Source organism: Rhodococcus sp. DMU1, assembly GCF_012272955.1.
Taxonomy (GTDB): Bacteria; Actinomycetota; Actinomycetes; order Mycobacteriales; family Mycobacteriaceae; genus Rhodococcus; species Rhodococcus aetherivorans.
This window is the reverse complement of sequence record NZ_CP050952.1, coordinates 4,311,402-4,330,556: the sequence shown is the minus strand read 5'-3', so window position 1 is coordinate 4,330,556 and position 19,155 is coordinate 4,311,402. Positions and strand designations below refer to the sequence as shown.

The window sequence follows — 19,155 nt, the reverse complement described above, 5'->3', positions numbered from 1 at the left end:
GTGGGGGACCGGGGACGGGGGACGACGTGGTGCCGGAGGACGGCGAGCGGACGGGGACGGCGCAGCCGTCGGCGCGGGATCTGGACGCATCGCTTCTCGTGAGCCGGGTGCAGCCGGCGCCCGCGCGGGGGTGGCGCCGGGCCGTGTACCGCGGCACCGGCGGGCGCATCGATCCCGGCGACAGCCGGCGGGGCCGGCAGCGCCGCGAACTGGTCGAGCAGGTGCGCGGACCGCTGCACGGCTGCTACCGGATCGCGCTGCTGAGCCTGAAGGGTGGGGTCGGCAAGACCACCACCACGGTCACGCTCGGGTCGACGTTCGCGTCGTTGCGGGGCGACCGGGTGGTTGCGGTGGACGCCAACCCCGACCGGGGGACACTGAGCCAGAAGGTCGCCGACCGAGCGTCCGGCACGGTGCGCACGCTGCTGCGCGACGAGGCGCACATCCACCGTTACGGCGACGTCCGGGCCCACACCTCACAGAACCGGCATCGCCTCGAGGTGCTGGCCTCGGACAGCGACCCGGCCGTCTCGGAGGCGTTCAGCGCGCGGGACTACGAGCGGGCACTGGCACTCCTCGAACGGTTCCACAACATCGTGCTCACCGACTGCGGCACGGGACTGATGCACTCGGCGATGCGCGCGATTCTCGAGAACGCGGACACGCTGGTGGTTGTCAGCTCCGGATCGGTGGACGGCGCGCGGAGCGCCTCGGCGACGCTGGACTGGCTCGACGCCCACGGTTACCGGGACCTGGTGGCCCGCTCGGTGGCGGTGGTCAACGCCGTGCGGCCCCGGTCCGGCAAGGTGGACGTGGAGCGGCTGGTCGAGCACTTCGCGCGGCGCTGCCGCGCCGTCCACGTGCTTCCGTTCGATCCGCACCTCGAGGAGGGTGCGGAGGTGGACCTGGCCCGGCTGCAGCCACGCACCCGGCGAGCCCTGCTGGAACTCGCGGCGGGGGTCGCCGCGGACTTCCCCCGTCGCGGTCACCGGGGCGAGCGCAGCGACGGGACAGGTCACCGGGGCGAGCGCAGCGACGGGACAGGTCACCGGGGCGAGCGCAGCGACGGGACAGGTCACCGGGGCGAGCGCAGCGAGGGGACAGGTCACTCGGCCGGAGATCAGTCTCCGGGGTCCTGATCGGGTCCGGGGGTGCCGTCGGCGGACCTGCGCCGGAACTCCCGGTCGACCTTCCACAGGAAGTCCGGGTCGTCGTCGGGTCCGATCACGCGGGTCGGCCGGGAGCGAAGGTCGGGACCGAACGCCTTCCACAGCAGCACCGCAATCGTGAGGGCACCGACTATGGCCAACAGGTAGAGCACCACGCACCTCCTCGCCGCGAGCAGTCCGCCGGCGTTTCCGCAGCCGGCCGGGCCTGCTCCTTCAGTCTATTCGTAGTGGCGGGAGTGCAGATGTGGCCTGGGTCCCGATGCCTCCGTCTCCTCGGATCAGCGGGTGGCTTCGGTGGTGAGGGAGCGCAGCAGCGCGAGTACCTCAGACTCCCGGAAGCGGCGGTGACCGCCGGGGGTGCGCAGCGAGCCGAGCCGGCCGGCGTGGGCCCAGCGGGTGACCGTCTTCGGGTCCACGTGGAACAGGGCCGCGACCTGGCCGGGGGTCAGCAGCGATTCCTTCGCGCCGTTGAATGCGGGTGCGCTCATCGATGGTCCTTCCGGGTGTTTCGTCTCGTTCGGATCGACGTGGCCATGTTGACACCGAATACCCCGGTTGCTCGAACGGTCTACGGTTGGTAAAGCGGAAGTAATAGACAAAACGGACGGTCGACCAGCAGGGTGCCCGCGCGCGGCGGTTACCCTGGACGGGTGAGTGAAGCATCGCAGAACCGTCCTGACCAGCCCGGCAACACCGGCACCGGCAAGGGCACCCTGGCCCGGGACGTCGCCCTCTACTCGCTGGCCCGGCTGGCTCTCGTCCTCGTGCTCGCTGTGGTGATCCTCTACGTGCCCCGCCTGTTCGGAGTGGAGATCCCCCTGCTGGTCGCCGCGCTCTTCGCGGTGCTGATCGCGCTGCCGCTCTCGCTCGTCGTGTTCGCGCCGCTGCGCCGCCGGGTGAACGAGAGTATCGCGTCCGTCGACGCGCGCCGCCGCGCCGACCGGGCCGACCTGCAGGCCCGCCTGCGCGGCGAGGATCGTAGGTGAGCGACGGCGTCGTCGATCGCAGCGCGTCGCGGGACTGGGTGGACCGTGCCGTCCAGCTGATCGAGGCCGACGCCCAGCGCAGCGCCGACACGCACCTGCTGCGCTATCCGCTGCCTCCCGGGTGGGGTGTCCAGCTGTACCTGAAGGACGAGTCCACGCACATCACCGGCAGCCTGAAGCACCGGCTCGCGCGGTCGCTGTTCCTCTATGCCCTCTGCAACGGCTGGGTGCGCGAGGACACCCCGATCGTCGAGGCGTCGTCCGGTTCCACCGCCGTCAGCGAGGCATACTTCGCGAAGCTGCTCGGCCTCGACTTCGTCGCGGTGATGCCGCGCAACACCAGCCCCGCCAAGATTGCGCTCATCGAGGCGCAGGGCGGGCGGTGCCACTACATCGACCGGCCGCCGGAGATCTACGCCGAGGCACGCCGGCTCGCCGTCGAGCTGGGCGGTCACTTCATGGACCAGTTCACCCACGCCGAGCGGGCCACCGACTGGCGCGGCAACAACAACATCGCCGAATCGATCTTCACCCAGTTGCAGCTCGAGGAGCATCCGATTCCGGAGTGGATCGTCGTCGGCGCGGGCACCGGCGGCACCAGCGCGACCGTCGGTCGGTACATCCGGTACCGCCGCCACCGCACCCGGCTGGCCGTCGTCGACCCCGAGAACTCCGCGTTCTACGGCGGGTACGAGACGGGCTCGGTGGACTACACCACCGGCATGCCGTCGCGGATCGAGGGCATCGGCAGGCCCCGGGTGGAGCCGTCGTTCGTCGGCCAGGTGGTGGACCGGATGATCCGGGTGCCCGATGCCGCGTCGATCGCCGCCATGCGGCACGCGAGCGAGAGCCTGGGCCGCCGCGTCGGGGGCTCGACCGGGACCAACCTGTGGGGTGCGTTCGGCCTGATCGCCGAGATGATCGCCGACGGCCGGCGCGGCAGCGTCGTCACCCTCCTGTGCGACGGCGGGGAACGCTACGCGGGCACCTACTTCGACGACGGCTGGGTGGCCGGTGAGGGCATGGATCTGGCCGGCCCGACCGCGACGCTCGAGAAGTTCGCGGACACCGGCAGGTGGGAGGCCTGAGCCGTCGCGGCCCGGCCGCACCCGACCCTACGAGGCCGTAGCCTACGGTGTCGTAGGTTGAGTATCGTGGGGGCATGGAACGCCCCGTCGTGGCCCTGGACAACTACGAAGCCGTCTACGACTTCTACCTCGAGCACCGGCAGAGCCGGCCCGTCGCCCGGGCGGCCTACGCCCTGCTCGCCGCCCGGTACCGCCCCCGGGTGCGCTGCGACGACGGGGTCCGCGATCGCCTCCGCGAACTCATCCGGGCTCGCACGCCCCTCCTGATCGTCGCCAACCACCTCACCCACAGCGATCAGTACGTCCTCGCGGCGACGGCGTGGCGTTCCCCGCTGCGCCCGGTGATCGGCAGCACGCGGGTGCTGGCGAAGGACGAGCTGTTCGCCGACGAGTCGCAGCGCCGCAAGATCGACATGATGGGCGGGATCCCGGTCTTCCGGGCCAAGAACCACGGCCTGCGGGCGGTCTCCGACGCCGGGCGCCGGATGATGGACGTCTCCGCCGCGCGGCTGCATCACGGCGACAGCGTCGCGATCTTCCCCGAGGGCACCTGCAACGAGGGGGACCCGACCCGGTTGCAGCCGCTCGGGACCGGCATCGGGCACATCGTCCGCCGCTCGCGCGATCTGGGGGCGCGGCCCGCGCTGGTGTGCGTCGGCATCGGCTACGGGCCCGGCAAGGACCCGTCACGCCCGGCGAGCGTGTTCCTCACCGAGCCGGTCACCGACCTCGACGGCAAGGTCCGCGACGTCACGCGCTTGGTGCAGGACGAGCTGCAGCGTGCGGTGGACGGCGCCGTCGCGCGGTACTGAACCGGTCGCGCCCCGCCCCGGCGCGTCAACTTTTCTTGACGTCCGCCCGCTTGTCAACGTAAATTGACGGTATGACCGAGGCCACCACACTCGCCGCCGCCGCCGGAAGCCCCGACCCCGCAGAGGGATTGCGGGCCGTGCGGGCCCTGCGACGGTTGCTCGAACGACTCGAGGCGATCCAGGTCGACAACGCCCGCCGGCAGGGCTGGTCGTGGCAGGCGATCGCCGATGCGCTCGAGGTGAGCAGGCAGGCCGTCCACCAGAAGTACAACCGGAAGCGTGGGTGATCCGCCGTGTTCGAACGATTCACCGCCGGCGCACGAGCCGCCGTCGTCACCGCGCAGGCGGAGGCCCGGGAGCTGAACGCTCCCCGCATCGAGCCGGCCCACCTGCTGCTCGGCCTCCTCGTCACCGCGGACGTGACGCTGCGGCACCTGCTCGCCGACGTCGGCCTCACGGCCGAGGCCGTGCGCAGCGAACTCGCCCGGGACACCGAGGTGCTCGGCGACGAGGACGCCGCCGCGCTCGGTGCCATCGGAATCGACCTCGATTCGGTCCGGGCCCGGCTCGAGGAGACCTTCGGGGAGGGCGTCCTCGACCGCGGACCCGGCCGGAACCGGCGGGGGCCGTTCGCCGGCCACCTTCCGTTCGATCCTGCCGCGAAGAAGTCCCTGCAGCTCGCCCTGCGGGAAGCCCTCGCGCGCCGCGACCGCGTCATCGGCTGCGAGCACCTCCTGCTCGGGATACTGCGCTCCGACGACGACCGCGCCTGCACGCTCGTCGAGTCCCACGTGTCCCGCAGGGCGCTCCGCGACCGCCTGCGCGACTACCCGGGTCGCGCCGCCTGACCGACCGGTTCCCGACCGCGCCCCGGGGCCGGAATATGCGACAGTGGCGGCATGATCAACTTCCTGGTCCGGCTGGTCCTCAACGCCGTCGCCATCTGGCTGGCGGCCCAGTGGGTCTCCGGCATCGACTTCACCGGCTCCGGCACCGGCGCCGCCAACGAGATCATCTCCCTGCTGGTGATCGCGCTCGTCTTCACCGTCGTCAACGCCTTCGTCAAGCCGCTCGTGCAGCTGCTGTCGCTGCCGCTGCTGATCCTGACGCTGGGGCTGTTCACCCTCGTCGTGAACGCCCTGATGCTCCTGCTCACCGCATGGCTGAGCGAGTTCACCGACTACGGCCTGACCGTCGAGGGCTTCTGGACCGCGTTCTGGGGCGCGCTGATCATCTCGATCGTCAACTGGGTGCTCGGCGTGCTGGTGCCCGACCGGGACTGAAGTTCCGGGCGCGGGACGCCTCAGGCCAGGAACAGGGCGGCTGCGGTCGCAACGGCCCACACCAGCATCGCCAGGCCCGAATCCCGCAGCGCGGGGATCAGGCTCAACCCCAGGCTGCCGGACCGCACGGGTGCGTGGGCGCGCACCGCGAACGGCAGCGCCAGCAGGCCCGCCAGCGCCCACGGCGTGCGCGCCACCAGTGCCAGCGACGCCGCGAACGGCACGGCCAGCAGCATCAGATGCAGCGTCCGGGTCCGCGGGTCGCCCAGCCGCACCGCGAGCGTGCGCTTGCCCGAGACGGTGTCGGTGGGGATGTCGCGCAGGTTGTTCGCCACCAGCACCGCGCTCGAGAACGAGCCCACCGCCACCGCACACGCCAGCCCGACCCAGTCGGCCCTGCCGGCCTGCACGAACTGCGTGCCCAGCACGGCGACGAGCCCGAAGAACACGAACACGGCGATCTCGCCGAACCCGCTGTAGCCGTAGGGGTTGCGGCCACCCGTGTAGTACCAGGCGCCTGCGATGCACACCGCGCCCACCAGGAGCAGCCACCACGCGCTCGTGATCGCCAGGGCGATCCCGGCCACCGCGCCCACTCCGAAACACGCGAACGCGGCCCGCTTGACCGACGCCGGCGACGCCGCCCCGGATCCCACCAGCCGCAGCGGCCCGACGCGGTCGTCGTCGGTCCCGCGGATGCCGTCGGAGTAGTCGTTGGCGAGGTTGACCCCGATGATCAGCGCCAGGGCGACCACCAACGCCAGGAGAGCCTTCCCCCACACCACGCCGTCGAGCGCGGCCGCCGCCCCCGTGCCGGCGACGACGGGCGCGATCGCGTTGGGAAGGGTGCGCGGACGGGCGCCTTCGAGCCATTGACCAGCGGTTGCCATGCGTCGATCCTGCCATCGAGCGAATGTGCCATGCCGTCGGCCCGAGGAGATGAGCGATACATTCGCTCGCCCGAACCCGGTCGGCCTACGAGAACCGAGCGACCAGTGCCCGCCGGTCCACCTTGCCGGGGCCGCGTAACGGCAGGGCCGGCACGACGTGCAGCGCCCGCGGCGCCGCCGTGACGTCCAGCGACGCGCTGGTCCAGGCTCGCAGGTCGTCGAGGGTGGGGGAAGCGCCGCCCTCCGGGACGACGACGGCCGCCACCCGTTGACCGAGCCGGGGGTCGGGCAGCCCGATCACGGCGCATTCGCGTACCGCGGGGTGCTCGAGCAGGACGGCCTCGACGACCTGCGGCACGACGGTGAGGCCGCCCGTCGAGATGGCCTCGTCCAGGCGCCCCAGGATGCGGAGGACGCCGTCGGCGAGCTCGCCCGCGTCGTCGGTGCGGAACCAGCCGGGTTCGGCGAACGCCGGATGATCGGGCAGACCGCGATAGCCGCGCGCGAGTGTGGCCCCGCCGAGCCACACCCGCGACTGCGCGTCGACCCGGACCGTGGTCCCGGCCAGTGGGACCCCGTCGTACACGCACCCGCCGCACGTCTCGCTCATCCCGTAGGTGCGGACGACGGTGATCCCGGCGTCCTGCGCACGGCGCAGGATCGGGGCGGGCGTGGCGGCCCCGCCCAGCAGGACCGCGTCCAGGTCGGCGAGGGCCGCGACGGCACCCGGGTGGTCCAGGGCCTTGATCAGCTGCGTGGGCACCAGCGACGTGTAGCGCCGCCCACCGGGCATGGCGGCGACCGCCGCCGGCAGCCGAGCCGGATCGAAGCCGCCGGCGACGTCGATCACGACGGGCCCGGCTCCCGCGAGCAGGCCCCGCAGCAGCACCTGCATCCCGGCGATGTGGTGGGCCGGCAGCGCCAGCAGCCACGAGCCGGGTCCGCCGAGGCGCTCGTGGGTGGCGTCACCGCTGGCCCGCAGCGCCCCGGCGGTCAGCTGGGCGCCCTTCGGGGTGCCCGTGGTGCCCGAGGTGGCGACGACCAGGCCGATGCCGTCGTCGACGGGTTCGCCCGGGCGCAGCGCTTCGGTCAGTCTCCGGATTTCCCGGTCGTCGGCGACCGGCACGGGGAGCAGGGCCGGTCCGTCGCCGTCGAGCATGCGCCGTAGTGCGGGCAGCACCTCCCGCACGGCGTCGCCGGGGGGGACGGGCAGCACCTCGAGATTCATGTGGCGGGGCCGGTGAGCGGCCACCCTCCGGTCTCGAGGTGCCGGCGCACCCGATCGATGTCCTGTTCGAGCGGCATCTCGTTGGTGATCTTCGTGATCAGCACGGCGATGTCCGTCTTCGAGATGGGCAGGTCCCCGTCGTCGACGAGGGTGTGCGCCACCTGGTCGACCTCGTCCTCCGACAACCGCCGGCTGAGCAGCGCGAACAGGGGCACGTAGTCCTGTTCCGGCACGCCCTCCGGGTAGCCGGCCCGCAGCCACTCGATGATCGAGGTGAGGAACGGCGGAAGCGTCACGGGGGCACCTCCTCAGTCCGTCCCGTCGTCGCCGGTCACCACGGTCCCGTCCTCGGCGACCACCGGCCAGCCTCCCGCGGCGAGGCGCCCGGCGACCCGTTCGAGGTCCTCCTCCGCCGGTTCCTCGTTCAGCACCCCGGCGATGATCTGCTCGAGCGTGTCGTAGTCGACATGGCGCTCCGGGTGCTCGTGCGCCGTGGCGATCGACATCTCGCACACCTCGGCGATCTCCTCGTCCGTCAGGCGCCGCCGCAGCACGGCAAGCAGCGCGAAGTGATCCTTGGCCGGGATGCCTTCCGGATAACCGGCGCGCAGCCAGTCGAGGACCGAACGGAGCGAGTACTTGGGCAATGCGGTTCTTTCGTGGGTCGGACGGCGGGACAGCGGTGGCTCAGAAGACGTCGATGCCGAAGGTGCTCGACAGGAAGTCCGAAGCCAGCAACAGTATCCCCGCGACGATTGCGATCAGCACGACGGCGAAGCAGACGACGGCGCCGGCGATGCCGAGCGGGTTCGGCCGGGCCTGCTCTCCGGCGCGCCCCGCGACGAGCGATCGCATGCCGAGCGCGAAGACGGCCGGCAGGCCCGCTCCGAAGAAGAGGCCGACGAGGACGACCTGCCACAGCGAGCTCAGGGTGTTCGTCAACAGGTTCACGGGCGTCCCTCCGTGGGAGTGGTCGGTGCGGCCGGCACGTCCTCGGGGGCCGGCGCCGGGGTCGGGGCCGGGGCCGGGGCCGGAGCCGGAGCCGGAGCCGGAGCCAGCTTGCCGTCCCATTCCGCGGTGACGTTGGAGGCGTCGATCGGCTGCCGGCGTGACCGCAGGTACATCAGCAGCGACAGCGCGCACAGCACCGCGAACACCACGATCACGCCCGGCAGGCCGCCGATCAGGTGGGCCAGACCCCAGCACACCGCGCCGACGAGCGCCGCGGACGGCAGCGTGATCAGCCAGGCGACGGCCATGCGGCCGGCGACGCCCCAGCGCACGTTCGCGGAGCGGGTGCCGAGTCCGGACCCCAGGATCGAACCGGTCGCCACGTGGGTGGTCGACAGGGGCAGACCGAAGTGGCTCGAGGTGAGGATGATCGCGGCCGACGACGACTCCGCCGCCATGCCCTGCGGCGGTGCGATCTCGACCAGTCCCTTGCCGAGGGTGCGGATGATGCGCCAGCCACCGAGATAGGTGCCCAGGGCGATCGCGACGGCGCAGGAGAGCTTCACCCAGAACGGCATCTCCGCGTCGGCGGTGAGGCTGCCGTGCGCGACGAGCGCCAGGAAGATCACGCCCATCGTCTTCTGCGCGTCGTTGGTGCCGTGCGCCAGCGACACCAGGGAGGCGGAACCGATCTGGCCGATGCGGAAGCCGTGACCGCGGGTCTCGTCGGGCACCGTGCGGGTGATGCGGTGCACCGACCAGGTGCCGACCGTGGCGACGAGTGCCGCCACCACCGGCGCCAGCAGCGCCGGGATGATCACCTTGCCGATCACTCCGTCCCACACCACGCCGTCGATCCCGAGGGAGGCGAGGGCGGCGCCGATGAGGCCGCCGAACAGTGCGTGCGACGAGCTCGACGGCAGGCCGAACAGCCACGTCGCCAGGTTCCACAGGATGCCGCCGACGAGACCGGCGAACACGATGAGCAGCAGTGCCTCGCCGCCGGTGCTGCCCAGGTTGACCACCCCCTTGGCGACCGTCGCGGCGACCTCGACGGACAGGAACGCGCCGACGAGGTTGAGCGAGGCGGAGAGGGCGACCGCCACCTTCGGTTTCAGGGCACCGGTGGCGATCGATGTCGCCATCGCGTTCCCGGTGTCGTGGAAGCCGTTGGTGAAGTCGAATGCGAGGGCAGTGACTACCACCACCAGGAGGACGACAAGCTCTGCGGTCACATCTGCCGATTGTGAGGTAGCCGGTGGGTAAAAGTACAGCGACGGCGAGGTGAACGCGGACACCCCGGCTCCTTCCGGTGGTGGCAGCCCGCGTGCGCCGGTTCCCCGCTGTGTGGAGTTTCACTCGGCGCGGAGCGTGTGACCGGCTTCACGGCAGGTCTCACTGAACGGGAATCTCTCGTCCCGCCCTTCCCGGCCCTGGCTAGCTTTCGCCGCAGTACACCGCCCCGGAGCTTCCGCCGGACGGAGCCCCGCGACGAAGGAGACACCCGACCTTGAACAAGCACACACTCGCCAGGACCGTGCTGGCGCTGACGGCGTCCGCGGCGCTGCTCTCGGCCTGTGCCGGCGAACGCGGCGCCGACCCGTCGGGCGGGGCCGGCGCGACCGGGACCGGGGCCGCCGCGGCCGATACCGTCGCGGTGGACAAATTCGGCACCCTGGACTCACCGTGCGGGGAGGGGGACGCCGCGGGCGCCACCGACCAGGGCGTGACCGACACCGAGATCCGCATCGGCTACGGCGACGACCGCGGCTACGCCAAGAGCCCGGGCCTGAACAAGGAGATGTCGGACGCCGTCTCCGCGATGATCGACTGGTGCAACGCCCAGGGCGGCATCAATGGGCGCACGATCGTCGGCACCGACTACGACGCAGCGATGACCCAGGCCAACTCCGTCATGCAGGACGCGTGCCGCTCCGAGTTCATGATGGTCGGTCACGGCTTCGCGATGGACCAGACCGCCGAGCAGACCCGCGTGGCCTGCAACCTCGCGGCGGTGCCCGGCTTCACGGTGTCGCCGGAGGCGGCCAACGGCCCCATGACCTATCAGGGGGTGCCGTTCCCGGTGGACTACGCCAACGGCTCGGCATGGTTCCAGATGGCGCAGCTGCGGCCGGACCTGAAGGACAAGTTCGACCTGGTCGGCAGCACGATGCCGACCATCATCACGTCGCTGACCAAGGTGCGCTCGATCGCCGAGGCCGCCGGGTTCGAGCTGAAGAACTGCGGCGTCACCATCAACTACGACGGCGAGGCCAGCTACGTCCCGTTCGCCGAGAAGTTCAAGGAGTGCGGCGTCGAGGGCCTGTGGACCTCCCGGTCGCCCGTGCCGAACGAGCTGAACTTCTTCAAGGCGCTCGACCAGGTGGGCATCGATCCCGTCCTGATGGGTGAGGCGACCTGGTACGGCCAGACCGTCGAGGAGGCGAACGCCGGCGGTCTGCTCGACAACCTGCACGCGGGCATGACCTTCCAGATGCTCGAGAACGCGGACAAGGTGCCGGCGGTGCAGCAGTACCTCGACCTCGTCGGGGAGAAGGGCGGCAAGACCGCGCTGCTCGGCATGCAGGCCACCTCGTCGTTCCTGCTGTGGGCGACCGCGGCGAAGGAGTGCGGCTCCGACCTGACCCGGCAGTGCATGATCGACGAGCTGTCGCAGATCCACGAGTGGGACGGCGGCGGACTGCACGCCGTGACCGACCCGGGCGCCAACATGCCGGCCAGCTGCGGTCTGACGGTCACGCTGACGGGCGAGACGTACACGCAGGCGTTCCCGCAGACCGCCGCCGAGTTCGAGTGCAACGACGCGTACCTCGTCAAGACCGCCCCGGAGACGTGGGGCACCGAACTCGGACCCGACCGGATCGCCACCAAGTTCATGAACCCGAACGTGATCAAGCCGCAGGACTGACCGGCCTGCACCGACCGGCGGGGCGGTGCCCGCACGGCACTGCCCCGCCTCCCCACGACCGGTTCTCTACCGACAGGGCTTCACCATGGACACATTCGTGACGTTCACGATCCTGGGCCTCGTGCTCGGGTCCGTGTACGCGATCGCGGCCTCCGGGCTCGTTCTGACCTACAACACCTCCGGAATCTTCAACTTCGCGCACGGCGCCCAGGCCATGCTCGGTGCGTTCCTCTACTGGCAGCTCACGGCCGGCTGGGGGCTGCCCGTCCCGTTGGCCCTGCTCGTGGTGCTGTTCCTCGCGGGGCCGCTCATGGGCCTGGCGCTGTACGTCGTGATCATGCGGGGCCTGCGGGACACCGCCGAGGTCACCAAGATCGTCGTGACCGTCTCGGTCATGCTGGGGATGCTGTTCCTGTCCCAGTGGTTCTGGCATCCCGAGAAGCCCCGCTCGCTCGGCATGTTCTTCGGCGACGACGCCGGGATCAGCGTGCTCGGCGCGTTCGTCCGCGTCCACGAGATCCTGTGCGTGGTCGCGGCCATCGGGATCGCGGTCGGCCTGCGCATGCTCTTCCAGCGCACCCGGATGGGCGCCACCATGCGCGGCGTCGTCGACGACCCCGACCTGCTGCGGCTCAACGGCCACAACCCCGAACGGATCGCCGCGTTCTCGTGGGCGCTCGGCTCCACCCTCGCCGTCCTCGCCGGGGTGCTGATCACCCCGATCAGTGGCGGCAGCCTCGAGGCGAACATGCTCACCCTGCTCGTCATCGACGCGTTCGCGGCCGCGATGTTCGGCCGGCTCAGCTCGATCCCGCGCACGTTCGTCGGCGCCCTCGTGCTCGGCCTCGCCGGCGCCTACCTGATCGGCTACGCACCCTCGTCCTGGGCCTGGACGTCGAACCTGCGGGTCTCGCTGCCGATGGTGGCGCTGTTCGTGGTGCTGATCGTCCTGCCCCAGGACCGGCTGCGCGGCGCGGCGATGCGTACCCGCGAGCGTTACCACGTGCCGAGCGTGCGCAAGGCCGTCGTGTGGGCGGTTGCGCTCGTCGCCGTCGTCTCTCTCGTCCGCCTGCTCATGGTGGAATCCGCGATCACCACGTTCACGCTGGGCATGACCTTCGCGATCGTCGCGCTGTCGCTGACCCTGCTCACCGGATACGCGGGCGAGATGAACCTCGCACCCCTGTCGTTCGGGGCCATCGCCACGATCGTCGTGTTCCACTTCGGGATCACCGGCACCGGTCTCGACCAGCGTCTGACCGTGTGGGGGGTGCTGCTGGCCGTGGCCGTCACCGCGCTCGTCGGCGGGCTCGTCGCGCTTCCGGCCCTGCGGCTGCGCGGTCTCTACCTCGCGCTCGCCACCATGGCGTTCGGCGTCTTCGTTTCCAACATGGTGCTGCGCGACACCACCGAGCACGAACTGTTCGGCGTGAAGTTCTCGATCTTCACCGGGGGCTCATTCGTGATCCCGCCGCTGCGGATCGGGCCGCTGGACCTGCAGGACGAGACGACGTTCCTCATGACCGCGACGGTCCTGTTCGCGCTGCTCGGTGTCGGCGTCGTCGCCCTGCGCAACGGCGGCTACGGACGTCGCCTGGCGGCGATGAAGGACAGCCCCGCCGCGTCGGCCATGCTCGGGCAGAACCTGGTGACCCTGAAGCTGAGCGTCTTCATGCTCTCGGCCGCCATCGCCGGTCTCGGCGGCGTCCTCATGTCCAGTGCCACCGGCGCGGTCGCGGGCGAGAACTTCAGCATCATCGTGGGCCTCACCCTGCTCATGCTCACCGTGGTGGCCGGCATCGGCTACGTCAGCGGGGCCTTGTTCGGCGGCCTCATGGCCGGCGTCGGGTTCGCGGTCATCATGGTCTCGTTCAACAACCTCGCGAAGACGCAGCCCGAGCTCGAGGGCCTGTACCTGCTGCTCGGCAACATCGCCGCGGTCAGCCCCGCGCTCATCGGCATCGGGGTGGGTCACAACCCGTCGGGCAGCGTGCACCAGATGGTGGAGGGCTACCGCCGTCTGCTGTCCGCCCGGCCGGTCCTCTACGGCGGCGGCGCCGTGATCGCGGTGCTCTACGTCCTGGCCCTGACGGGCGTCCTGGGCAACTGGTGGTTCGCGGCGCTGACCATCACGATCGTGTTCCTGCTCCCGGTGATCGGCGAATGGCTGATGCCCGGCGCGGTTCTGGACCCCGAGGAGCTGGCCCGCCGGCGAACCACCCCGCCGGAACTCGTCGGCCTCGACGAGCCGTACACCGCCGAGGGCCGCTACCGCCTCGACCGCGAACTGGGGCTGCCCGCGGCACGGCCCACCCATCCGGCGGCCGAACCGCCCGCGACCGTCGCGAAGGAGCTGAGCGCGCATGTCTGACACCCTGCTCGAGACCCGGGGCGTCACCGTCCGGTTCGGTGGTCACACCGCCGTCGACGACGTGAGCATCGCCGTCACCGCGGGCGCCGTGACCGGCCTGATCGGGCCCAACGGCGCCGGCAAGACCACCCTGTTCAACACCGTCACCGGGCTGCAGAAACCGACCTCCGGGCAGGTGTTCCTCGACGGTGTCGACGTCACCCGCGCGGCGCCCTACAAGCGTGCCCGGCGCGGGCTGGCCCGCACCTTCCAGCGGCTCGAGCTGTTCCTGTCGCTGTCGGTGCGCGACAACCTGCGGGTCGCGGGCGACATGCACCGCACCGCGACCCGCGCCCGCCACGACATCGACGCCGAGACCGACCGGCTGCTCGAGCTGACCGGGCTCACGGACGTCGCCGACCGGGACGTCTCCGACATCCCCACCGGCCGCGCCCGCGTCGTCGAGGTCGCGCGGGCGCTGATGACCCGGCCGCGCGTGCTGTTGCTCGACGAACCCGCGTCCGGGCAGACGGAGCGGGAGACCGACGATTTCGCGGACCTGCTGTGCCGCCTCGCGGGCGACGGTCTCGGGATCTGCCTCGTCGAGCACGACCTGCCGCTCGTGATGCGGGTGTGCTCGCGCATCCACGTCCTCGACTACGGCGCCCTCATCGCCTCGGGCAGCCCCGAGCAGATCCGCAACGACCCAGCGGTGATCGCCGCGTACATCGGAACCGAGGAGGTCGCATGAACGCACCGGTCACCGATCTCGTCGACGTCCCCGGCGACGAACCGGCCCCGCTGCTCGAACTGGTCGACGTGCGGGCGAGCTACGGACCCATCGAGGTGCTGCACGGGGTGAACCTGGCGCTGCAGCCGGGCTCGGTGGTCGCCCTGCTCGGGCCCAACGGCGGCGGCAAGACCACGACGCTGCGGGTGTGCTCGGGCGTGCTGCCCGTCGAGCACGGCGAGCTGCGCGTTGCCGGCCGCGTCGTCAACGGTGTCGACGCCGCGGCGCTCGCCCGGCTCGGCGTCTGCACCATTCCGGAGGGGCGGGGCATCTTCCCCAACCTCACCGTCCGGGAGAACCTGTGGGTCGCCACCGGAACCGGCGTGTCGCTGAAGGATCTCGAGGCCGTCGCCTACGAGCGCTTCCCGATCCTCGGGAAGCGACGGGGCCAGCTCGCGGGCTCGATGTCGGGCGGCGAGCAGCAGATGCTCGCCCTGTCCCGGGCCCTCGGCACCGACCCCACGGTGCTTTTGCTCGACGAACTGTCCATGGGGCTCGCCCCCCGGATCGTCACCGAGATGTACGACATCGTCGGCCGGCTCGTCGACGACGGGCTGTCGATCCTCGTCGCCGAGCAGTTCGCGCGGGCGGTGCTGCCCATCGCGACGTCGGCCGCGCTGATGCTGCAGGGCCGCGTCGTGCGGGTCGGGGATCCCGCAGACATCGAACACGAACTTTCGACCAGCTACCTAGGAGGATGACCATGACCGCACTCACCGAGGAGCGGCGCGCCAAGTTCCGGCAGGACGCGGCAGACCTGAAGCTCGACACCGGAGCGGCGAAGGGCGACGGTCCCGCGCGCATCTGCGGGCTCGTGCTGATGATCGGCGGTGCCGTCGCGGCGTTCGTCGTCTACTTCGCCTCGCTCACCCAGGCGGACCTGCGCAACATCGCGTCGTACCAGATCCTCGCCACGGCGCTGCTGATCGTCGCGATCCTCGGCGCCGCGCTGTTTCTGGCGGGCGCGATCGCGCGGGTGCTGCGGCTGTGGCTGCTGCGCCAGCTCTACGAGTCGCAGGCGCACACCGAGCAGATCGCGGCCGCGCTGACGGGCCGCTGACGCGGCCGGTGTGTCCTTTGGGCTGTCCCAGCAGCCCGAAGGACGCACCGGTCAGCGAGTGTCGCGGCGCAGCGGGTGGTCCGGCGGGATCTGCACCAGCGCGATGGGGATGCCGTCGGGATCGGCGATCCACAGCTCGTGCAGGCCCCACGGCTCCTGCCGCGCGCCCCGCACGATCGGGACGCCCCTCGTCACCAGCTCGGCCTCGACGTCGTAGACGTCGCGCACCTGCAGCCACAGCGCACCCTCGAAGTGCTGGGGCCGCCCGGTGTTGCCGTGCGCGGCCACCTCGATCAGTGACTGCCCGGCGAAGAACACCGTCCCGCCGGGATATTCGCGGTAGATCGCCAGGCCCAGGACGTCACCGTAGAACCGCAGGGCGGCGTCGTAGTCGCCCGGCCGCAGGATCGTCCGGCTGCCGAGGATCTCCATCTCAGCCCTCCTCGGCCGGGCGCGCCTCGTGCCCCCGTCGCCCGTGGGTGCGGCGCTGCTCCTTCATCTCGGCCTCGAACAGATGCCGGCGGCCGCGGACCAGTTCGTCGCGCACCTGTCGCTCGAGCTCACGGAACTCCGTCCAGTACCCGTCGTCGAAGTCCTCCACGATCTGGAACGTCCACCGTCCCTCGAGGACGTTGCGTCCGACGATCTCCGTCTGCACCCGGTCGGCGAGTTCGCGGTGACCGGCCTCGGCGAGCTTGTCCACAGCGTCGCCGAGCAGCAGGTCGGCGCGGCCCATCAGCTGGTGGAAGGCGTACAGGTTCCCGCGGGCCTGCTCCACCGTTTCGAGCGCTTCGGAGAGTTTGCCGGCCGCCGCCACCGTCTCGTCGGACACGCCGTCGGGCCGGATGTGGTCGGGAAGTGGTTGCTCGCGATCCGTCATGATCAGGAGTGTGCCCGATTCGGGCCGTTTCAATCGGGAGGTTGTGGCGCCGAGGGGGAGGTTGTCGCGGGAGCTACTCGCGCGATGTCGCGACAACCTCCCCCTCGGCGCGAGAAGGCCCTAGTAGTACCAGGGGTAGGGCGACCAGTCCGGGTCCCGCTTCTGCAGGAACGCGTCCCGGCCCTCGACCGCCTCGTCGGTCATGTACGCGAGCCGCGTCGCCTCGCCCGCGAACAGTTGCTGGCCGACGAGCCCGTCGTCGGCGAGGTTGAAGGCGTACTTGAGCATCCGCTGGGCCTGCGGCGACTTGCCGTTGATCTTCGCGGCCCACTCCAGCGCGACGTTCTCGAGCTCGGCGTGGTCGACGACGCGGTTGACCGCACCCATGTGGTGCATCTCCTCGGCGGTGTAGGTGTCGCCGAGGAAGAAGATCTCGCGGGCGAACTTCTGGCCCACCATCTTCGCCAGGTAGGCGCTGCCGTAGCCGCCGTCGAAGCTGCCCACGTCGGCGTCGGTCTGCTTGAACCGGGCGTGCTCGCGGGAGGCGAGGGTCAGATCGCACGTGACGTGCAGGCTGTGCCCGCCGCCGGCGGCCCAGCCGTTGACGAGGGCGATCACGACCTTCGGCATGAACCGGATCAGCCGCTGCACCTCGAGGATGTGCAGCCGGCCCGCGCGGGCCCTGTCCACCGTGTCGGCGGTTTCGCCGCTCGCGTACTGGTAGCCGCTGCGCCCACGGATCCGCTGGTCGCCGCCCGAGCAGAAGGCCCAGCCGCCGTCCTTCGGACTGGGGCCGTTGCCGGTGAGGAGCACCGCGCCGACGTCGGACGTCATGCGGGCGTGGTCCAGCGCGCGGTACAACTCGTCGACGGTGTGCGGCCGGAACGCGTTGCGCACCTCCGGCCGGTCGAACGCCACGCGGACGGTGCCCTGCGTGACGTGCCGGTGGTAGGTGATGTCGGTGAGGTTCTCGAACCCGGGTACGGGCCGCCACAGCTCAGGATTGAAAGTCACCTGTCGACCATAGAACTCCGGTCGCGGCCCTCTGCGCCGACGCGACGGTCGCCGGGCGATACCGTGCAGCTATGAGCGAGCAGACAGACCGTACGGTCGACGCGGACTACGAGCACCACGGCGGGTTTCCGGTGTACACGCCGGTGAAGGCGGGACCGAACTACGGTCGCTTCGTCGAGGCGCTGCGGCGGCTGCAGGATCTCGCCGTCTCCACCCACATCCCCGACGACGTCGTCGACCGGGCCATCGAGCAGGCCGAGGCCCTCGGGGACCTGCTCGAGCCGCACGTCGTGCCCGAGGGCAGGTCGCCGGCCGGCTTCAACATCGACCTGCCCGGTCGCGGCAGCCTGCTGATGCCGCCGTGGATGATCGAGAAGTTCGACGCGGAGTCGGTCCGCTCGCGCGGCACGTTCCGGCTCTACCACCGCGGCGGCAACAGCGCGGCGCACGGTGGCACCCTGCCACTGCTGTTCGACGACCTGTTCGGCATGGTGGTCCACGCGGCCGGCCATCCCATCGCCCGCACCGGCTACCTGCATGTGAACTACCGCAAGATCACCCCGCTCGAGACCGAGCTCGTCGTGGAGGGGCGGGTCGACCGGGTCGAGGGGCGCAAGCTCTTCTGCTCGGCCGAGCTGCACGACTTCGACGGCACGCTGCTCGCCGACTGCGAGGCCCTGATGATCCAGCTGCTGCCCGGCCAGCCGTGACCGCCGCGGCCCTGCCCGCCGTCGACGAGATCCTCGCCGCGGCCGTCGTGGTGTCGCTGCCCATGCGGGTGCGGTTCCGCGGCATCACCGAACGTGAACTCGTGCTCGTGCGCGGTCCCGCCGGGTGGGGAGAATTCGGGCCGTTCCCCGAGTACGCCGACGACGAGGCGGCGCACTGGCTGCGTTCGGCCCTCGAATCCGCGTGGCTCGGGCACCCGGCGCCGCGCCGGGACACCGTGCCCGTCAACGCCACCGTCCCGGCCGTCGGCCCCGGCGACGTGCCGGCCGTCCTCGCCCGGTTCCCGGGGGCCCGCACCGCCAAGGTCAAGGTCGCCGAACCCGGGCAGGACCTGGCGCAGGACGTCGCGCGGGTGCGGGCGGTGCGCGAGCTCGTCCCGCACGTGCGGATCGATGCGAACGGCGGGTGGAGCGCGGACGAGGCCGTCGCTGCGCTGACGGCGCTCGTCGCCGACGGCCCGCTCGAGTACGCCGAGCAGCCCTGTGCGACGGTGCCGGAACTGGTCGAGGTGCGCCGCCGGATGCCCGACGTGCCGGTGGCGGCGGACGAGAGCATCCGGCGCGCCGAGGATCCCTTGCGGGTGGTGCGGGCCGGCGGCGCCGACGTGGCGGTGGTCAAGGTGGCCCCGCTCGGCGGGGTGCGACGGCTGCTGGCGCTGGCCGACGAGTTGGCCGGCCACGGCGTGCCGGTGGTGGTGTCGAGCGCGCTCGACTCGGCCGTGGGCATGGGTGCCGGACTGGCCGCGGCGGCCGCGCTGCCCGAGCTGCCGTACGCGTGCGGACTGGGCACGGGCGGGTTCTTCACCGTCGACGTGGGGGCGCCGCGGACGATGGCCGGCGGGGCGCTCCCGGTGGGGGAGGTGACGCCGGATCCGGCGCTCCTCGAGGCCGTGCGGGCCGACCCGGAACGGGTGCGCTGGTGGTTCGACCGGGTCCGGCGCTGCCGCGCCGCGCTCGACTAGGTGCGGCTCGGGTCGTCGTATATCGTTCCGGGCGT

General features: G+C 71.3%; 25 protein-coding genes. 14 read left to right on the top strand and 11 right to left on the bottom strand.

All coding sequences use genetic code 11. The annotated features are described in order from the left end of the window. Nucleotides 1-26: 26 nt before the first annotated feature. Nucleotides 27-1,139 carry a MinD/ParA family protein gene (locus HFP48_RS19750; protein WP_348983350.1) on the top strand — a complete coding sequence of 371 codons (1,113 nt, stop codon included), beginning with the start codon at nt 27-29 and terminating at the stop codon, nt 1,137-1,139. Here HFP48_RS19750 and HFP48_RS19745 read toward each other — a convergent pair. Next, nucleotides 1,121-1,321: a hypothetical protein gene (locus tag HFP48_RS19745; protein WP_029545121.1), complete on the bottom strand. Its 201-nt coding sequence runs from the start codon at nt 1,319-1,321 to the stop codon at nt 1,121-1,123. The genes HFP48_RS19750 and HFP48_RS19745 overlap by 19 nt on opposite strands. 126 nt (nt 1,322-1,447) lie before the next feature. Further along, nucleotides 1,448-1,657 (bottom strand): BldC family transcriptional regulator, encoded by a 210-nt coding sequence (locus HFP48_RS19740; RefSeq protein ID WP_006935908.1) that lies wholly within the window; start codon nt 1,655-1,657, stop codon nt 1,448-1,450. Nucleotides 1,658-1,819: 162 nt separating this feature from the next. Between HFP48_RS19740 and HFP48_RS19735 the strand changes: the two genes are divergently transcribed. From HFP48_RS19735 to HFP48_RS19710, 6 genes are all read left to right on the top strand, one after another. Further along, nucleotides 1,820-2,155: a DUF4229 domain-containing protein gene (locus tag HFP48_RS19735; RefSeq protein ID WP_006935907.1), complete on the top strand. Its 336-nt coding sequence runs from the start codon at nt 1,820-1,822 to the stop codon at nt 2,153-2,155. Further along, nucleotides 2,152-3,243 (top strand): PLP-dependent cysteine synthase family protein, encoded by a 1,092-nt coding sequence (locus HFP48_RS19730; protein WP_050035611.1) that lies wholly within the window; start codon nt 2,152-2,154, stop codon nt 3,241-3,243. Before HFP48_RS19735 ends, HFP48_RS19730 begins: the two co-directional genes overlap by 4 nt. 74 nt (nt 3,244-3,317) lie before the next feature. After that, a complete protein-coding gene (locus tag HFP48_RS19725; protein WP_029545118.1) occupies nt 3,318-4,055 on the top strand; it encodes a 1-acyl-sn-glycerol-3-phosphate acyltransferase in 738 nt (245 codons plus the stop codon). A 71-nt stretch (nt 4,056-4,126) separates the two neighbouring features. Continuing rightward, nucleotides 4,127-4,342, top strand: a complete 216-nt coding sequence (locus HFP48_RS19720) for a hypothetical protein (protein WP_003937583.1) — start codon at nt 4,127-4,129, stop codon at nt 4,340-4,342. 6 nt (nt 4,343-4,348) lie between these two features. Then, nucleotides 4,349-4,903 (top strand): Clp protease N-terminal domain-containing protein, encoded by a 555-nt coding sequence (locus HFP48_RS19715; protein WP_050035610.1) that lies wholly within the window; start codon nt 4,349-4,351, stop codon nt 4,901-4,903. A gap of 51 nt (nt 4,904-4,954) precedes the next feature. Next, nucleotides 4,955-5,338 carry a phage holin family protein gene (locus HFP48_RS19710; RefSeq protein WP_006935897.1) on the top strand — a complete coding sequence of 128 codons (384 nt, stop codon included), beginning with the start codon at nt 4,955-4,957 and terminating at the stop codon, nt 5,336-5,338. 20 nt (nt 5,339-5,358) lie between these two features. Here HFP48_RS19710 and HFP48_RS19705 read toward each other — a convergent pair whose 3' ends face one another. The 6 genes from HFP48_RS19705 to HFP48_RS19680 form a co-directional block, all read right to left on the bottom strand. Beyond that, on the bottom strand, nt 5,359-6,228 hold the full coding sequence (locus HFP48_RS19705; protein ID WP_029545112.1) for a 1,4-dihydroxy-2-naphthoate polyprenyltransferase: 870 nt from the start codon (nt 6,226-6,228) through the stop codon (nt 5,359-5,361). Nucleotides 6,229-6,313: 85 nt separating this feature from the next. Further along, nucleotides 6,314-7,456, bottom strand: a complete 1,143-nt coding sequence (menE, locus tag HFP48_RS19700; protein WP_072635818.1) for an o-succinylbenzoate--CoA ligase — start codon at nt 7,454-7,456, stop codon at nt 6,314-6,316. Further along, nucleotides 7,453-7,752: a DUF3349 domain-containing protein gene (locus HFP48_RS19695; RefSeq protein WP_006935891.1), complete on the bottom strand. Its 300-nt coding sequence runs from the start codon at nt 7,750-7,752 to the stop codon at nt 7,453-7,455. The genes menE and HFP48_RS19695 overlap by 4 nt, the downstream gene beginning before the upstream one ends. A 12-nt stretch (nt 7,753-7,764) precedes the next feature. Then, a complete protein-coding gene (locus HFP48_RS19690; protein ID WP_168579899.1) occupies nt 7,765-8,103 on the bottom strand; it encodes a DUF3349 domain-containing protein in 339 nt (112 codons plus the stop codon). 40 nt (nt 8,104-8,143) lie between these two features. Further along, nucleotides 8,144-8,407 carry a hypothetical protein gene (locus HFP48_RS19685; protein ID WP_006935886.1) on the bottom strand — a complete coding sequence of 88 codons (264 nt, stop codon included), beginning with the start codon at nt 8,405-8,407 and terminating at the stop codon, nt 8,144-8,146. Continuing rightward, nucleotides 8,404-9,642 (bottom strand): inorganic phosphate transporter, encoded by a 1,239-nt coding sequence (locus tag HFP48_RS19680; protein WP_168579898.1) that lies wholly within the window; start codon nt 9,640-9,642, stop codon nt 8,404-8,406. The genes HFP48_RS19685 and HFP48_RS19680 overlap by 4 nt, the downstream gene beginning before the upstream one ends. Nucleotides 9,643-9,917: 275 nt before the next feature. Here HFP48_RS19680 and HFP48_RS19675 point away from each other — a divergent pair, with 275 nt between their 5' ends. The 5 genes from HFP48_RS19675 (at nt 9,918) to HFP48_RS19655 (ending at nt 15,536) form a co-directional block, all read left to right on the top strand. After that, a complete protein-coding gene (locus tag HFP48_RS19675) occupies nt 9,918-11,336 on the top strand; it encodes an ABC transporter substrate-binding protein (protein ID WP_006935884.1) in 1,419 nt (472 codons plus the stop codon). Between the two features lie 85 nt (nt 11,337-11,421). Then, a complete protein-coding gene (locus HFP48_RS19670) occupies nt 11,422-13,707 on the top strand; it encodes an ABC transporter permease (protein ID WP_168579897.1) in 2,286 nt (761 codons plus the stop codon). After that, the gene (locus tag HFP48_RS19665) at nt 13,700-14,437 is read left to right on the top strand and encodes an ABC transporter ATP-binding protein (protein WP_006935881.1); all 738 of its coding nucleotides are present in this window, start codon (nt 13,700-13,702) and stop codon (nt 14,435-14,437) included. The genes HFP48_RS19670 and HFP48_RS19665 overlap by 8 nt, the downstream gene beginning before the upstream one ends. Beyond that, nucleotides 14,434-15,177, top strand: coding sequence for an ABC transporter ATP-binding protein (locus HFP48_RS19660; RefSeq protein ID WP_006935879.1), 744 nt, complete (start codon nt 14,434-14,436; stop codon nt 15,175-15,177). Before HFP48_RS19665 ends, HFP48_RS19660 begins: the two co-directional genes overlap by 4 nt. Before the next feature lie 2 nt (nt 15,178-15,179). Then, nucleotides 15,180-15,536, top strand: coding sequence for a hypothetical protein (locus HFP48_RS19655; protein ID WP_168579896.1), 357 nt, complete (start codon nt 15,180-15,182; stop codon nt 15,534-15,536). Between the two features lie 51 nt (nt 15,537-15,587). Here HFP48_RS19655 and HFP48_RS19650 read toward each other — a convergent pair whose 3' ends face one another. From HFP48_RS19650 to HFP48_RS19640, 3 genes are all read right to left on the bottom strand, one after another. Then, entirely contained in the window at nt 15,588-15,968 is a 381-nt protein-coding gene (locus HFP48_RS19650; protein ID WP_168579895.1) for a VOC family protein, read from the bottom strand. A 1-nt stretch (nt 15,969) separates the two neighbouring features. Next, nucleotides 15,970-16,419, bottom strand: a complete 450-nt coding sequence (locus HFP48_RS19645; RefSeq protein ID WP_102800518.1) for a hypothetical protein — start codon at nt 16,417-16,419, stop codon at nt 15,970-15,972. 117 nt (nt 16,420-16,536) lie between these two features. Then, nucleotides 16,537-17,430 (bottom strand): 1,4-dihydroxy-2-naphthoyl-CoA synthase, encoded by an 894-nt coding sequence (locus HFP48_RS19640; protein WP_029545095.1) that lies wholly within the window; start codon nt 17,428-17,430, stop codon nt 16,537-16,539. Nucleotides 17,431-17,501: 71 nt separating this feature from the next. Between HFP48_RS19640 and HFP48_RS19635 the strand changes: the two genes are divergently transcribed. Together HFP48_RS19635 and HFP48_RS19630 are read left to right on the top strand one after the other, a co-directional pair. Then, a complete protein-coding gene (locus tag HFP48_RS19635) occupies nt 17,502-18,140 on the top strand; it encodes a PaaI family thioesterase (RefSeq protein WP_006940842.1) in 639 nt (212 codons plus the stop codon). Then, nucleotides 18,137-19,120 carry an o-succinylbenzoate synthase gene (locus HFP48_RS19630; RefSeq protein WP_006940844.1) on the top strand — a complete coding sequence of 328 codons (984 nt, stop codon included), beginning with the start codon at nt 18,137-18,139 and terminating at the stop codon, nt 19,118-19,120. Before HFP48_RS19635 ends, HFP48_RS19630 begins: the two co-directional genes overlap by 4 nt. Nucleotides 19,121-19,155 lie beyond the last annotated feature (35 nt).